13 protein-coding genes and 1 tRNA gene are annotated in these 14,977 nt (G+C 39.5%); 8 read left to right on the top strand and 6 right to left on the bottom strand.

Features of this window, described 5'->3' with window-relative positions:
* Window positions 1-6: 6 nt before the first annotated feature.
* Window positions 7-3,483: an efflux RND transporter permease subunit gene (locus tag T7867_RS00630; protein ID WP_068219800.1), complete on the top strand. Its 3,477-nt coding sequence runs from the start codon at window positions 7-9 to the stop codon at window positions 3,481-3,483.
* A gap of 289 nt (window positions 3,484-3,772) precedes the next feature.
* Here the strand turns inward: T7867_RS00630 and T7867_RS00625 are convergent, their stop codons facing one another.
* From T7867_RS00625 to yihA, 3 genes are all read right to left on the bottom strand, one after another.
* Entirely contained in the window at window positions 3,773-4,093 is a 321-nt protein-coding gene (locus T7867_RS00625) for a hypothetical protein (RefSeq protein ID WP_068219803.1), read from the bottom strand.
* A 134-nt stretch (window positions 4,094-4,227) separates the two neighbouring features.
* Entirely contained in the window at window positions 4,228-4,668 is a 441-nt protein-coding gene (locus T7867_RS00620; RefSeq protein ID WP_068219806.1) for a DUF5606 family protein, read from the bottom strand.
* A gap of 57 nt (window positions 4,669-4,725) precedes the next feature.
* The gene (yihA, locus tag T7867_RS00615) at window positions 4,726-5,316 is read right to left on the bottom strand and encodes a ribosome biogenesis GTP-binding protein YihA/YsxC (RefSeq protein ID WP_068219809.1); all 591 of its coding nucleotides are present in this window, start codon (window positions 5,314-5,316) and stop codon (window positions 4,726-4,728) included.
* 258 nt (window positions 5,317-5,574) lie between these two features.
* Here yihA and T7867_RS00610 point away from each other — a divergent pair, with 258 nt between their 5' ends.
* On the top strand, window positions 5,575-6,003 hold the full coding sequence (locus T7867_RS00610; RefSeq protein WP_068219813.1) for an FKBP-type peptidyl-prolyl cis-trans isomerase: 429 nt from the start codon (window positions 5,575-5,577) through the stop codon (window positions 6,001-6,003).
* A gap of 60 nt (window positions 6,004-6,063) precedes the next feature.
* Here the strand turns inward: T7867_RS00610 and T7867_RS00605 are convergent, their stop codons facing one another.
* On the bottom strand, window positions 6,064-6,660 hold the full coding sequence (locus T7867_RS00605; protein WP_068219816.1) for a hypothetical protein: 597 nt from the start codon (window positions 6,658-6,660) through the stop codon (window positions 6,064-6,066).
* Between the two features lie 134 nt (window positions 6,661-6,794).
* Here T7867_RS00605 and ubiE point away from each other — a divergent pair, with 134 nt between their 5' ends.
* The 5 genes from ubiE to T7867_RS00580 all read left to right on the top strand — a co-directional run bounded on the left by ubiE (window position 6,795) and on the right by T7867_RS00580 (window position 12,203).
* A complete protein-coding gene (gene ubiE / locus T7867_RS00600) occupies window positions 6,795-7,517 on the top strand; it encodes a bifunctional demethylmenaquinone methyltransferase/2-methoxy-6-polyprenyl-1,4-benzoquinol methylase UbiE (protein ID WP_068219819.1) in 723 nt (240 codons plus the stop codon).
* Window positions 7,466-8,206, top strand: coding sequence for a type IX secretion/gliding motility protein PorT/SprT (gene porT, locus T7867_RS00595; RefSeq protein WP_068219822.1), 741 nt, complete (start codon window positions 7,466-7,468; stop codon window positions 8,204-8,206). Before ubiE ends, porT begins: the two co-directional genes overlap by 52 nt.
* Window positions 8,207-8,281: 75 nt before the next feature.
* Complete coding sequence (locus T7867_RS00590; RefSeq protein ID WP_273276738.1) at window positions 8,282-9,031, top strand: SDR family NAD(P)-dependent oxidoreductase; 750 nt, start codon at window positions 8,282-8,284, stop codon at window positions 9,029-9,031.
* Window position 9,032: 1 nt separating this feature from the next.
* Window positions 9,033-9,608: a hypothetical protein gene (locus tag T7867_RS00585; RefSeq protein ID WP_273276740.1), complete on the top strand. Its 576-nt coding sequence runs from the start codon at window positions 9,033-9,035 to the stop codon at window positions 9,606-9,608.
* A complete protein-coding gene (locus T7867_RS00580; protein ID WP_322299735.1) occupies window positions 9,609-12,203 on the top strand; it encodes a M1 family metallopeptidase in 2,595 nt (864 codons plus the stop codon).
* A gap of 447 nt (window positions 12,204-12,650) precedes the next feature.
* Here T7867_RS00580 and T7867_RS00575 read toward each other — a convergent pair whose 3' ends face one another.
* Entirely contained in the window at window positions 12,651-13,262 is a 612-nt protein-coding gene (locus T7867_RS00575) for a hypothetical protein (RefSeq protein WP_157717589.1), read from the bottom strand.
* A gap of 320 nt (window positions 13,263-13,582) precedes the next feature.
* Entirely contained in the window at window positions 13,583-14,578 is a 996-nt protein-coding gene (gene gap, locus T7867_RS00570) for a type I glyceraldehyde-3-phosphate dehydrogenase (protein ID WP_068219836.1), read from the bottom strand.
* Window positions 14,579-14,755: 177 nt separating this feature from the next.
* Here gap and T7867_RS00565 point away from each other — a divergent pair.
* A tRNA-Glu gene (locus T7867_RS00565) sits at window positions 14,756-14,827 on the top strand.
* Window positions 14,828-14,977: the final 150 nt, after the last annotated feature.

The raw sequence follows: 14,977 nt of genomic DNA, 5'->3' as shown, positions 1-14,977 counted from the left end.
TAAAGTATGTCAAACGAAAATCAAAACAGAGTCGTAGACAAAGAGTTTGGCTTAACCTCCTTGTCTTTAAGAAATAAGATTACGGTCTATGTGCTGACTCTTATTATTGTGGCTGCTGGTGTGTATTCATACATTACTCTACCAAAAGAAAATTTTCCGGAAGTAGAGCAGCCAACTGTTTACGTGAGTACAGCTCACCCCGGTAACTCTCCAGAAGATATTGAAAGTCTCATTACTAGAGAGTTAGAGAAAGAAATCAATACTATTGAAGGAGTAGATAATATTCAATCTACTTCAGTTCAAGATTTCTCCGCCATTGTTATCGAGTTCCAAGTGGGAGTAGATGTAGATGAGGCCGTAATAGATGTGAAAGATGCGGTAGATAGAGCAAAGTCTGAGCTTCCGAGCGATTTGAAAACTGACCCTTCAGTAATCAAATTTAGTTTTTCTGAGAACTTCCCAATTCTGAATATCAACCTAACCGACCCTAGCAAGAGCTTAGATGAGTTAAATGATATTGCTGAATATCTGGAAGATGAGATTGAGGAGCTAGGTGAAGTGTCTAAAGCTAACATTGTTGGAGTAGATGAGAAGGAAGTTGAAATTAAGGTAGATCCATTCAAGCTTGAGGCAAGAAAAGTAACCTTTGCCGATATTGAGAATGCCATTTCTGCTGAAAATCTTACGCTTTCTGGTGGTAATGTGGTTGCCGATGGCTTAAGGAGAAACGTGAGAATTATTGGTGAGTATGATGATCCATATGAAATGGAGGATCTCATTATCAGTAATGAAAACGGGAATATTGTATACCTAAAAGATGTGGCATCAGTTGAGTTTGGTTATAAAGACAGACAGAACTATGCTCGTTTAGATCTTAACCCTGTAGTGAAGGTTGACGTGATGAAGAGAAGCGGTGAAAACCTGCTTACTGCTACAGATAAAATCATGGCTATTATTTCCGATGCGCAGGAGAGTGGCCAAATTCCTGAAACAACAACGGTTACCATCACAAATGATCAGTCTAAAGATACAAGGGAGCAAGTAAGTAGTTTGGGTAATAACATCATTTTCGGTGTTATTCTAGTAGTAACTGTATTGCTTTTCTTCTTAGGAACTAAGAACTCACTCTTTGTGGGTATGGCCATTCCGTTGTCAATGTTCATGGCCCTAATGATCTTAGGTCTTGCCGGAATTACCATTAACACCATGACGCTCTTCGGTCTTATTATGGCCCTTGGTATGTTGGTAGATAACGGTATTGTGGTTGTAGAGAACGTTTACCGTTTGATGGAAGAAGGACTAAGCCCAATGGCTGCTACAAGACGTGGTGTGGGTGAAGTGGCACTTCCTATTATTTCATCTACTGCAACAACTTTGGCGGCCTTTATTCCTTTGGCGTTCTGGCCAGGTATTATCGGTGAGTTTATGTTGTACTTACCATTGACGTTGATTATTACTTTAGGCTCATCATTGTTCGTTGCCCTGGTAATTAACCCAGTGTTCATCTCAAGCTTTATGAGGCTCGATGGTAAGAGGGTTTATAATCATAAGAAAATTATTATCAGGTCGGGTATAGCTATTGTTGCTGGTTTAGTATTCGCATTTGTAATAGGTGTTATTCCATTCGGAAACTTGCTAATGCTAATTGGTGTCATTACCCTTCTAAATGTTTACGTCTTAGGGCCTATTTCTAGAAGGTTCCAAGCGGGTTTCTTACCTGCTATTGAATCTAGATACGAGAAAATTCTTAAGTCAGCAGTTAGAAATCCAGGGTGGTATTTGTCAGGTTCATTTGTGTTGCTTTTTGTATCACTGGGAATTTTTGCGGCTAACTCGCCAAACGTGTTGTTCTTCCCTGAGAATGAGCCGAAGTATGTAAATGTTTTTGTTGAATTCCCCGTAGGAACCGATATTGAAACCACTAACGATTTCGCTAAAGACATAGAAGCTCAGGTAATTGAGATTGTAAAGCCTTATGAAAGCGTAGTAGAGTCAGTGTCTACAAACGTAAGCCAAGGAGCTGCAGACCCGAACGACCCAACCGCAGTTGGTCAGTCGGAAGAGCCTCATAAGGCGAGAATCACTGTGAACTTTATTGAGAGTAAGCTAAGAGGTGATATCGATACGAAAGACGTAATGAACGATATCCGATCTCAGGTAGACCTTCAGCCAGGTGTTACCTTAACGGTTGATAAAGATGCGGCTGGTCCACCTACAGGTAAGCCAATTAACCTTGAGCTAATTGGTGAAGACTTAGAAACTCTCATTAGACTAAGTGAAGATATTCAGCAAGAAATTGCAGCTTCAGGCATTAGAGGAATTGAGAGACTAAAGAGTTCTCTTGAGTTAGGCAAGCCTGAGCTTATCGTAGATATTGATAGAGACAATGCTAGAAGATTCGGCCTGTCTACTTATTCAATAGCCAATGAAATTAGAACAGCTCTTTTTGGTAAAGAGGTTTCTAAGTTCAAAGAAGGTGAAGATAGCTATGAGGTAAATATTCGATTGAATCAGGACTACAGATATGATATCGATGCTTTAATGAACAAAAATATCACTTTCCGTGATCAAGGTTCAGGAAAGCTAGTACAGGTGCCAATTTCTTCTGTTGCCGATGTTCGTTATGGTTCTACTTACGGTTCAATCAAAAGAAAGGACTTAGACAGAGTGGTAACCTTGAGTTCAAACGTGCTAGCTGGTTACAACGCAACTGAAATTACTTCAGAATTGGAGGTGCTAATGGCCGATTACGATATGCCTTCTGGTTATAGCTATGCCTTTACTGGTGAGCAGCAAGAACAGGCAGAGAACATGGCCTTTCTTTCGAAAGCACTTTTAATTGCAGTGTTCATGATCTTCTTAATCATTGTTTCTCAGTTTAATAAGATCACCGCTCCTTTCATTATTATGGTTTCGGTACTATTGAGTACAGTTGGTGTATTCCTTGGCTTGGTTATCTTCAATATGGAATTCGTAGTGATTATGACTATGGTTGGTATTATCGCTCTGGCAGGTATTGTGGTAAACAATGCTATCGTACTTATTGATTTTATTGAGCTAACAAGGAAAAGAAGACGTCAAGAATTGGGGCTTGAAGAAGATGCGAGACTACCAATGAATGAGATATTAGACTCTATTATTATTGCAGGTAAAACAAGGCTACGTCCGGTAATTCTTACTGCAGTTACTACAATTCTTGGTCTAGTGCCTTTGGCAGTAGGTTTGAATATAGATTTTATAGGCGCTTTCATGACCTATAATGCCGATTTCTATGTTGGTGGAGATAATGTGATCTTCTGGGGTCCAATGTCTTGGACTATAATTTTCGGACTTACGTTTGCCACTTTCTTCACACTAATTATTGTGCCTACAGCTTATTTAATAGCAGATAAAATGATGGTACGAATTGATAAGTGGAGAGGAAAAGTAACGGTTGTAGATATGACTGATCATTCTGGCGACTCGAAAGAGGTTTTGGCCTGATGTTTGTAACTAAAAATAACGTGGTGATTAGATTCCCTGAAAATGGGAATCGTTCATAGTTAAGGTTGATTTGGTGGCTCCTGGGGTGGTTCCCAGGAGCTCTTTTTTTGCTTTTTAAGCCTTACTTATGAAGATATCTCAGATTTGACCAGATTAGGATTTGGTTTGGAGTGAGGATTTAGGGTATATCACTTCTTAGCCTTTTGTTCTAAAGCTGCTAGTGGCTTCCAGTGTCTATTAAGTGAAGTGCTAGAAATGAATTTTTACAGTGATGTCAGTTCTTTGTTGATCACTCACTATACTTCTTCCTAAACTCTACTTTAAGTAACTGGCGCTCAATAATCATTTTAGTGATAACAGATGCCGGGTTGTCTGTTGAGGCTGCCAAAGCTTCTTTTAACTTGTCTTCAGAGACATCTATCCTGTAAAGTGCGTTAACCAATTGCGGGAAGTCTTTTGCTAATAAGTTTTCTACCACACGCATAATGCTTAGAAAAGCTTCATCGTAGGTATAGTCTTTCTTATTTGCCAATTGCAAATAGTCTTTATCTAGCTGAAAATCTTTCTCAAAAAGCTTGAGTCCTTGTTTGATGTCTTTAGGATTGTGCATTTCCAAAATTAGGCGATAGGTCTTTTTTGTTGATTAGGTCTGTATTAAGAAAACGAAAAATGCCACCGATTGAGGTGGCACTTGCTGATTTTTCTTTTTTAAGTGACCTTAAATTTGCTTTAAGGTATGAGGTATTACTCCGCTTCTTTCTCTTTAGAAGCTTCTTGATTCTCTTCATCTTTCATGAAAGAGTCTGGGTCAATCTCAGCCAAAAGGTTATACCAAGTGATCAATTTCTTGATATCAGAAACATACACCCTGTCCTCATCATAATCAGGTAAAATGTGCTTAAGGAATGACTTTAACTCCTCTGCATCAGAGTTTTTAGTCAAGCCAGTGTCACCATCAAACTCCTCATGAATCTTTCTCATTACATCAATAAGTGGGGTAGAACCCTCTTGTGTATGAGTGTAGATCGAAATCTCAGAAAGAATTGAAACTCGGGCATCGGCACCAACTACCAATTTGGTCTTTTTACCGTCTAACGATTCTAGAATAACTCCGGCTTTCGATGGTTTCAGTACTTTAAACAATCCACCTTTTCCGGCAACTGCTGCTATCTCTCCAAAATTCATATTATATATATTTTGCGGCAAAGTAAGTTTTAGTCTTTCCGAAATTCAAACAAAAACTCAATTTTCAAGAAGAGTCTGAATGTATTCGGTCAATTCATCTTTACCATGTCCTGTTTCTGAGGAAGTTAAGAAGAACATAGGTAACTCTTCCCAGGTCTGTTTCATCACTTTCCTAAACTTAGCCATGTTCTGTTGGCCTTTGTTTATAGACTGCTTGTCGGCTTTAGTGAAAACCAAAGCGAAGGGTACTCCATTTTCTCCCAACCAATTGATGAATTCCAGATCAATCTTCTGAGGGTCTAATCTTGAATCTATCAATACAAAAACGATTTGAAGACTTTCTCTATGTACCAGATAATCTTCGATCATAATGGCCCATTCGCTACGAGTTTTTTTGCTCGTTTTAGCATAGCCATAACCAGGTAAATCAACCAAGTACCACTCTTCATCTATCAGAAAATGGTTTATTAACTGTGTCTTTCCAGGTTTTCCAGAAGTTTTGGCCAAGCCTTTTCTTCCCGCCAACATGTTAATGAGTGATGATTTACCCACATTCGAGCGGCCTATAAAAGCTATTTCGAACTTATCTGGTTTTGGGCATTGGTTGTAGCTCGGGCTACTGATTAGGTATGTTGCTTTTTCAAACATGCTGCAATTTAGGGCTATTAATCGTTTTAAATGAATAATTGTACTCCGATAGCTTTGAGGAACTCTATTCATAATGCATTCTATAGAAAAGCCTTGATTCAAAGCTGCTATACAGGTCTGGCAGAGGTAGATAGAAATCTATCGGGCTGACGTCTCCCAAAGAGGTCACAGCCTTAATCGCTCTCAGTTTTGCTTTCCTTCTTAAACCTGTACCTTTGCAAATCCTTGATATTGAGGAGAAATCAAAAACAGATAATTATGCCTAAAGCAAAAGCAGGTGATAGTGTTAAAGTTCACTATACCGGTAAGTTAAAAGACGGAACCGTTTTCGATTCATCAGAAGGAAGAGAGCCATTGGCTTTCCAGGTTGGCGCTGGTCAGATGATTAAGGGATTCGATGCCGCAGTAGACGGAATGGAAGTAGGAGATACCAAAACAGCTGAAATACCTGCAGCTGAAGCATATGGCGAGGCTCGTCAAGATTTAATCTTTGATGTGCCGAAGAGCAATTTGCCTGAAGATTTAAAGCCTGAAGTAGGTCAGCAATTGGCAATGAGCCAGCCAAATGGTCAGCAAGTACCTGTTACAGTAAAGGAAGTTGAAGAAGATAAAGTAATCATTGATGCTAATCATCAATTAGCGGGTAAAGACTTGATTTTCGATATCCAGTTGGTGGAAATTGGTTAAGTCTAGCTTAAAACAGATATGACTAAAGCTGCTATTTTATGGCAGCTTTTTCTATGCGCTTCACTTATACTTTTTTTGAAATTCGCTAATCATGGTGTGAAGCGTTTCCTCTTGTCCAACCATCTCATTTATAATTAAATTCAATTGAATTAGGGTGGTTTCTAGGTTTTCAATTTTGTGAGTGTCTCTGTCCATATAAATGTCAAGGAATTTACCCGTTATGTTCTCCATCAGAATATCTTGGAGGCTATAAATTCTGGTAAGCTGTTGAACTTGTTCAAATTCAATTTCAGAGGCTATGTTTGTGGACTTTGCTGCCTCCCAAGCGGTTTTGGTAAGTAATACGTCTATCAAATTATTGCCATCAGTTATAATTTCAAAGTCTATTCTGCCAGAGGCCTTCAACTCACTTCTAACACTATCATTTGGATCAGATACCATTTTTCTTAGCCTCTCTCTTGCTTTGCCGTGATAATATATCCAGCTAGTAAGTATGTCTTTATTATCAGATAATTCTTGGTGTATGTATTCCAAGGCTTTTTCTTTCTCTTTTCTAGTTTTTTGATTTTCAGCTACTTGGCTTAAGAATAGGGCAAAAAGAACACTGAAAACAATAAGCACTCCTTCGATAAACAGCTTTTTGGTCTGAACTTTCATGTACCTGAATATAATATTAATAGAGGAATGCATTCAAAGATATTCCGTCTAATGGCATTTTACCTTAAGCTTTTCCTAACAATCTTCTTAATCCCCCTGTTTCCTTCGTATTATTGCATCCTAATTTGAGGCAGATGGCGGTTGTACCCTACAAAGAGAAAGAAACAGGTAAAAAAGAGCAGGTAGCAGAGATGTTTAACAACATCAGCAAACGCTACGATTTTCTTAATCACTTCTTGAGTTTAGGTATCGATATTCTTTGGAGAAAGAAGGCCATTCGTTTGCTCAAAAAAGATCAGCCAAAGCAAATTCTAGATGTAGCTACTGGAACAGGTGATTTTGCCATTGAGGCACTAGCCCTTAATCCTGATAGAATTGTGGGTGTAGATATTTCTTCTGGTATGCTGGAAATGGGTAGGCAGAAGATGAAAAAGAAAGGGGTAGACCACATCATCGATATGCAAATGGGTGATAGTGAAAAGCTACTTTTTGATGACAATACCTTCGATGCTGCAATCGTTGCTTTTGGTGTAAGGAATTTCGAAAACCTTAAAAAGGGGCTCAGCGATATGTGCAGAGTGCTCAATACGGGAGGTAAAATTGTGGTCATTGAGTTTTCTAGGCCAAGACGCTTCCCAATGAAGCAACTTTACAATTTTTATTTTAAGTCGATTCTGCCGATCATTGGCAAGGTAATTTCCAAGGATCAATCGGCTTATACGTATCTGCCAGAGTCTGTGGAGGCTTTCCCTGACGGGCAAGACTTTCTCGATATCCTTACAGAAGTTGGATTTAAGAATGTAGAATGCATACCACTGACGTTTGGCATCAGCTCAATATACATCGGGCAAAAGTAATTTTTCTCTTAGTTTTTCTTGGCGCTACTAGCCTTTATGCTCAAACTAGAACTCCTGGTGTAACACTCCATAGGTTGGATAGTGATAAGAAGAAAATTCAATACGGGTTCTTTTTAGGCGCTCATCAGAATTACTATGGGGTGAAATATTCAGAGGCCTTCGATACACCTCAGTATGAGGAAATTTCCTCAATTACTTCGCAGAAAAGCGCTGGTTTTAACTTAGGTTTTATGGTGAATTTTAGGCTAGACGATCAGTTTACCATTCGAACTGTTCCGGTCAAAATTGGTCTATATCAAAATACCATGGAGTATAATTATACGGATGGGACTGTAGATGAACAATTGATTGAGTCCACCAGAATTGAGCCAGGTATTTATCTGAAGTATAGATCCATTAGAAGGAATAACTTTAGAATGTACATGGTCTTTGGTGGTAGCGCATCTTTAAGAGCCGGTAAAGACGATTTAGTAACTAGCTCCGACAGATTAGAAATTAGAAGAATGAACGCCAAAATTGAGTTTGGAATTGGCTTAGAAAGGTATTTTGAGTTCTTCAAATTTGCTCCAGAAATACGGTATGCAAGAGGTTTAATGAATGTAATGAACAACTCTAGCAATATTTACCATGATGGGCTTACTCGAATTACAACCCATAACTTCACCTTATACCTTCACTTCTCGGACTAATCATTTTCTAGGATAATTTCTTTCTGCCATCTGTCCGATTTCTTTTAACTTGGCTTTTCCGAAAAAGTAGAAGAAATGCAAAAAATAGCTTTGGTAACAGGTGCAACGTCTGGCATTGGCTGGGCAACAGCAGAGGCACTTGCCGATAAAGGGTTCGACCTGATTATTTGTGGAAGAAGAAAAGAGAGGTTGGAAGAGTTGGCTTCTAAACTTTCCGTAAAAACACTTCAGTTGACTTTTGATGTACGCGACAGAAAAGCAGTAGATGAGGCTTTGGGTTCCATTCCAGAAGACTGGAAAAGCATAGACGTTCTCATCAATAATGCTGGTAACGCCCATGGCTTGTCTAAAATTCAAGATGGCAATGTCGATGATTGGGATGCCATGATAGACATCAATGTAAAGGGATTATTGTATGTTACTAAGGCCTTGGTGCCTCAAATGATTGAGAGAGGATCTGGTCATGTAGTGAACGTGGGGTCTATTGCTGGCAAGGAGGTTTATCCGAACGGAAATGTTTATTGTGCTTCTAAACACGCTGTAGATGCCATTAATAATGGCATGCGTTTAGACCTTATGGGTACGGGAGTAAAAGTTTCTCAGGTTTGCCCCGGATTGGTTGAGACTGAGTTTTCTTTAGTTCGCTTTAAAGGTGATTCCGGTAGGGCAGATACGGTGTACCAAGGTTATGATCCTCTTACAGCTCACGACATTGCAGATCTTATTCAGTTTATTGTTACCCGGCCGGCTCATGTAAATATTGCCGATACGCTAATCTTACCAACAGCCCAAGTAGCATCAACCATGGTGCACAAAACTCTTTAGAATGGAAGAAAATCAACAGCAGGAGGGTTTGCCAATCCCTTCAATTTTTAAGAATACCGATACTGGAGCACCTTTAGATAAATGCATTGACTGTGAGTACCCAGTTTTGGAAGGCGACAGGTACTACATGATTGAGAAGGTTTTTAAAAAGTATCCAGAACTAGATAAAACCGAGGTGCTTTTCGAATATGCTATTTGCTCTAATTGCTATGAGAAAATGAAAGATGCTATGTCGCAAGAAAGCATGCAAAATCTTTCCATGTACATGATGGAGAATACCGATTTTCAGAAGCTTCAAGATAGAATTGAAGAAAAGCCAGATGATCCAGAGCATTGGTTGTCGCATTGCCTTATAAAAGGAACGGCTAAAGATGAAATGAAGGAGTACCAGATGGGTGCTTGTTTTAAAGGAGATAAGCTAGTGACCAATTTTATGCCTCCATTTATGGTGGGTGAATTGGCTATGGAAGAAATGAACGCACTACTCTCTAAGGAAACTAAAGATGAAATGGATGGCTTTATGGACGATCATTTTGGTATTCCTCCTGAACTAAGAAAAGACTTAATACTAATCTAAATGAGAAGATTTGCGCTACTCGCCACTTTAGTGGTTTTAATGTTTTCGTGTAATTCTGAAAAGGAAACTACGGCTATTGAGCCTGGTGTGGCCTTAGATATGGCCGAATACAGGAAGTCGGTGATATCTATGGTCAATTATAGGCTGGAGTTTAGAGTTCCAGAAAATTTCGACCAGAAAATTCAGGCTTTAGAAGAGTTGACCTTCAATTTGATGGACAATTCGAAAGACATTCCACTAGATTTTAAAGTAGCGCCAGATCACTTAAAGGGAGTGATTGTTAATGGAAAGAGTCAGCCTACAGAGTTGGTCAACGAACACATTATTCTCAAAGCGGAAAACCTGAAAAAGGGATTCAACCGAGTAGAGGTGAACTTTTGGGCGGGAGAAACATCCCTCAATAGAAAAGAGGAGTTTCTCTATACATTATTTGTTCCAGACAGAGCCAGAACGGCTTTTCCGTGCTTCGATCAACCTAACATCAAAGCAAATTTTGAGCTAATATTAGACTTGCCGAGTGATTGGAATGCGGTGTCAAACGCACCAGTAACTTTGGCGAAGGTGCTGAACAATCGCAAGAATATTCAATATGAAAAGTCTGACCTCATCAGTACCTATCTTTTTTCTTTTGTGGCTGGTGAGTTCGAAACCATTAGTCAAAGCGTGGAAGGAAGAACGTTTACCATGCTTCACAGAGAAACTGATGAGGAGAAAGTTCAGAGAAATAAAGACTTCATTTTCTACCTACACAACGCTTCAATTAAGTGGTTGGAGGAATATACAGGGATTAAGTACCCATTCAAAAAGTTAGACTTTGCTCTGATTCCTAGTTTTCAATATGGAGGGATGGAGCACGTTGGTGCTATTCAGTATAGGGCGAACTCATTGTTTCTAGATGAAGATCCTTCACAGAGTCAATTATTGAGTAGAGCTAGTCTCATTGCGCATGAAGTAGCTCATATGTGGTATGGAAACCTAGTAACTATGGACTGGTTCAACGATGTGTGGACCAAGGAAGTGTTTGCCAATTTTATGGCCGCCAAAATGGTGAATCCTAGTTTCCCTGAAATCAATCACGACTTGAATTTCCTTGTTCGTCATTACCCTTCGGCTTATGGGGTAGATAGAACTGAGGGAGCTAATCCAATTCGTCAGCATTTACCTAACCTCAACGAGGCTGGTCAGATGTACGGTGCCATCATTTACAACAAAGCACCAATTATGATGAGGCAATTAGAGTCGCTTTTGGGTGAAAGAGCCTTTCAAAGTGGTATGCAGGAATACTTGAGTACTTTTTCTATGAAGAACGCTACCTGGCCAGATCTGATTAATATTCTAGACAAACGAACACAAGTAGATCTAAAACGCTGGAGTGATGTTTGGGTGAATACGCCTGGCAGACCTGTTTTCGACCTGAAAGTAGAAGAAGGCTCTGAGGGTGTCACTGCTTCATTGAAGCAGATTGATATGAGTGGAGAAGGAAGGTCTTGGCCGCAAAGCTTTAGGTTGAAACTATATAACACAACCAAGAAAGATAGAAAGGAATTGCAGGTGGTTTCTGCCGATCAGGTTTATGAAGTTAAAATGGATGAGTCTTGGAAGGACTTCAATCTGCTGGCCAATTCCAATGGTATGGGCTACGGACTTTTCCCTGTTTCTTATGACTTGCTGGCTAGTCAGTGGGCAGGGCTTTCTGAGCTTGAAAAGGGAGCTCAACTCATCAATATGTATGAAGCACTGTTGGAGCCTAGAAATGTAGGTCAGGAAGGACAGTACACTCCAACAGAATACCTTGAACTGCTCAAATGGGTTTTGGTGAGAGAGAAAAATCAGTTACTAATTAGCCAGGTACTAGGTCAGCTGAGGTCAGTTTATTGGAATTTACTTTCAGCAGATCAAAGACAAAATGTAGCTCCAGATTTAGAGAGGACACTTTTCCACTGCTTGAACGATTTGCATGATGATCCTTCCATCAAGAAAACCTTTTTCGGAACATTGAGCAGTGTAGCAATCACTGATGCCAATCTTAAAAGACTGTATAGCATTTGGGCTGAAGAGTTGTCTATTGATCAATTGAAGCTGTCTGAAAATGATTTCATTGGTTTGGCATCAAATCTAGCGATTAAGATGCCGGAGAAATCTGCTGAGATAGTGGACAGTCAGATGGGACGCATTCAGAACCCAGACTCAAAGAGAAGATTCGAATTTATTGCTCCGACTTTGTCTAATGAGCAAGCAGTCAGAGATGACTTCTTTGAAACACTGAAAGACGAGAAAAACAGGGAAACTGAATCATGGGTACTCGGTGCTTTGGGTAATTTACATCATCCGCTGAGAAGAAAAGAGTCAATTAAATACATTGAACCAAGCTTAGAGTTGCTACAAGAGATTCAGCAAACAGGAGATATTTTCTTCCCAACGCGTTGGCTAGATCAAACCTTAGGAGATCACAACTCTGTGGAAGCGGTAGAGATTGTCGAGAACTTTCTAGTGGATAACCCTGATTACAATGCCCAGTTGACTATGAAGATTCTTCAGTCGGTTGATATGGCTAAGAGAGCGAGCAAGATACTTGAGAAAACGGCAAAAAAATAAGCCCTATTTCTAGTGGCTCTTTTGTTCATCTGATTTTTCTGACTAGATGATGTCTCTTATTTATACTATTGCCCCATTTTATAGCGACTCGGGTTTGTCATTTCGGTTGTAAAACTAGTAGGAAGAAAGATTAGTTCAATGCAGTTAGCATTAATTATTTGTGAATAGATTATTTCCTCAGAGCGGAGTATTTAAATGTCGCTCCGCTGGAGCTTAGCTTTCGGAGTGCTTGTTTGTTATGACATTAGGCTCCTCTGGAGCCAGGTCAAAGAGATTTTTTATCTTGCGATACTAGGCTTCGATAAAACGAATTTGTCTGTTCTGTTTCTAAGGATAATGCCATGGTTTAGCCACAGCGTGGCGAAATGACGTAACCAAATGCTGCCTCGGAATAGTTAAGCTTCATTGTAGCAAAATGGGCAATTAACCCAAATACCCTGTTCATTTCTACATACGATCTCTTCTTTTGATTCTGTCGTTCAAAGTGAGATAGTGGAGTGTAATCAAAATCCTTAATTCGAGATTTTGTTGATGTTCTAGAGGGATGAATGAAGCCATGGTACCGGCCATTGAAGGGCTAATATCTCCAGCAGCCTCAAGTGTATCTAAGTATTTGGTGACTACTTTTACTTTTTTTGATCTCTTTCTTAAGTATTTAATTAGTGGACTGTTTGCTTTTAAATTGATAGAGATATAGGTTGTCTGATCTTCCCCTCTCGTTAAAAGTCCATAGCTCCAAGTCTGAATAAAGAAATACGTTCTTAATTTTTGATATAGTTCTTGTTGTGCGGTAAAATCTAGAGGTATCTCAAAGTCAGGGTAATTCTCTTCTGTATACTCTATAAACTTGGCTATTGGGTCTTCGTCTGAGTTTTTACTGAGGTTGAAAAATGTCTTAAGTTGGTTTTCAAAGAACTCCATACAAAGCAGTATGCTTTCCACGTCATCATCTTTAAATTCTGTAGAAAGACTTTCTCTCAACTCTTTTTCCATGAGTTGTGCAGAGGCCTGAAAGGAGGTAATTGTTAAGAGTGTGATTATTAGTATGCGATTGATCATACACCAATATAATAAGGCTAAGGGGAATTTTGCTCCGCTAGAGCTTGCTTTTCAGTGATATAGAGTTTTTATGACATTAGGCTCCTCTGGAGCCAAGGTCAAGGTGGTTTTTTTGTCTTGCAATACTAGGCTTCGATAAACAAGCTATCTGTATTGTTTTTGAGGATAATGCCAGACTTAAGCCACAGCGTGGCGAAATGTTATAACACAATCTTTGTAACAAATCAAGCTTCGTAGAAGCGACATGAGCTTTGACATTCTTAGCAACAAAAAAAGCCTTGACGTTTCCACCAAGGCTTTCTAATGAAATTATCTTTTAATTATCCACCGATCTTAACGATCAAGTCAGCAGCTCTGTTAGAGTAACCAGCTTCGTTATCGTACCAGCCAACTACTTTCACTAAAGTACCAGCGGCAGCAGTTAATTTAGAATCGAAGATGTTAGAGTGAGGGTTTCCAATGATATCAACAGATACAATTGGATCTTCAGTGTACTCTAAAATGCCTTTCATCGGGCCTTCAGCAGCAGCTTTCATAGCAGCGTTTACTTCTTCCGCAGTTACTTCTTTATTTACTACAACAGTAAGGTCAGTCAATGAACCATCTGGCACAGGAACTCTTAAAGCAATACCATCTAACTTACCAGCTAGGTGAGGAAGTACCAAACCAACAGCCTTAGCAGCACCAGTAGAAGTAGGGATAATAGAAACCGCACCAGCTCTAGCTCTTCTCAAGTCACCGTGAGGTGCATCTTGAATTCTTTGGTCAGCCGTGTAAGCGTGTACAGTAGAGATGTAACCTTTTTCAATACCGAAGGCATCATCTAAAACTTTAGCCATTGGAGCCAAGCAGTTGGTAGTACAAGAAGCGTTAGAAACGATCTTCTCATCGCCAGTTAAAATTTCTTCATTTACACCCAATACAACCGTAGGGATGTTACCTTTTGCAGGAGCAGAAATTACAACCTTCTTAGCACCAGCTTCAATGTGTCCGCCAGCACCGGCTTCGTCTACGAATCTACCAGTAGATTCTAGTACAACATCAACACCTAAAGTTCCCCAAGGTAAGTTCTTAGGTTCTTTCTCTGCGTAGATTTTAATTTCTGTTCCGTTGACAACGATACCGTCTGCAGTAGAAGATACTGTTCCATCAAATTTGCCATGTACTGAATCGTACTTCAATAGGTGGGCAAGGGTAGCAGTGTCTGTCAAGTCATTGATAGCAACTACTTCAACATTTTCTTTGCTCAATAATGTTTTGAAAGTCAATCGTCCGATTCTTCCAAAACCGTTAATGGCTACTTTTATTTTAGACATGTCCTTTTACGGTTTTATTAGTGATTGTTGTGCCGCAAAACTAGTAAAGCCCGGCACCATTTCAAATATAAATGAATGCTTACAGAAAAGGGTTCCCTGGGAAACGTTTGAAATAATTCGTTCAAAAAGTTTTTGGAATTAAAAATGTGAAATCTATATTTGCACACCGTAAAAAATGGTCCGTTCGTCTAGGGGTTAGGACGCCAGGTTTTCATCCTGGTAACAGGGGTTCGATTCCCCTACGGACTACGAAAAAAGCTCGACTGTGTCGGGCTTTTTTTATTTCATTTGAAGACTGATTCTAGTCTGAAATATCCCTTATAAGGTGTTGATAGATAGATGTTTGCCTGTAGGTTTTTAGGCTCAAAAATTGAATCCTTAGTAAACCTTATTCACATG

The sequence above is a fragment of the Roseivirga spongicola genome, from assembly GCF_034376045.1.
GTDB classification, from domain to species: domain Bacteria; phylum Bacteroidota; class Bacteroidia; order Cytophagales; family Cyclobacteriaceae; genus Roseivirga; species Roseivirga spongicola.
Note: the sequence above shows the minus strand (reverse complement) of the source record. Positions and strands in the feature narration are given on the sequence as shown.

Bases quoted from the DNA above. Each gene is read 5' to 3' on its own strand.
- T7867_RS00590 (WP_273276738.1), top strand. From the start codon at position 8,282: ATGCAAAAAATAGCTTTGGTAACAGGTGCAACGTCTGGCATTGGCTGG.
- porT (WP_068219822.1), top strand. From the start codon at position 7,466: ATGCATACCACTGACGTTTGGCATCAGCTCAATATACATCGGGCAAAA.
- ubiE (WP_068219819.1), top strand. From the start codon at position 6,795: ATGGCGGTTGTACCCTACAAAGAGAAAGAAACAGGTAAAAAAGAGCAG.
- T7867_RS00575 (WP_157717589.1), bottom strand. From the start codon at position 13,262: ATGATCAATCGCATACTAATAATCACACTCTTAACAATTACCTCCTTT.
- T7867_RS00605 (WP_068219816.1), bottom strand. From the start codon at position 6,660: ATGAAAGTTCAGACCAAAAAGCTGTTTATCGAAGGAGTGCTTATTGTT.
- T7867_RS00610 (WP_068219813.1), top strand. From the start codon at position 5,575: ATGCCTAAAGCAAAAGCAGGTGATAGTGTTAAAGTTCACTATACCGGT.
- T7867_RS00620 (WP_068219806.1), bottom strand. From the start codon at position 4,668: ATGAATTTTGGAGAGATAGCAGCAGTTGCCGGAAAAGGTGGATTGTTT.
- T7867_RS00630 (WP_068219800.1), top strand. From the start codon at position 7: ATGTCAAACGAAAATCAAAACAGAGTCGTAGACAAAGAGTTTGGCTTA.
- T7867_RS00580 (WP_322299735.1), top strand. From the start codon at position 9,609: ATGAGAAGATTTGCGCTACTCGCCACTTTAGTGGTTTTAATGTTTTCG.
- T7867_RS00625 (WP_068219803.1), bottom strand. From the start codon at position 4,093: ATGCACAATCCTAAAGACATCAAACAAGGACTCAAGCTTTTTGAGAAA.
- yihA (WP_068219809.1), bottom strand. From the start codon at position 5,316: ATGTTTGAAAAAGCAACATACCTAATCAGTAGCCCGAGCTACAACCAA.
- T7867_RS00585 (WP_273276740.1), top strand. From the start codon at position 9,033: ATGGAAGAAAATCAACAGCAGGAGGGTTTGCCAATCCCTTCAATTTTT.
- gap (WP_068219836.1), bottom strand. From the start codon at position 14,578: ATGTCTAAAATAAAAGTAGCCATTAACGGTTTTGGAAGAATCGGACGA.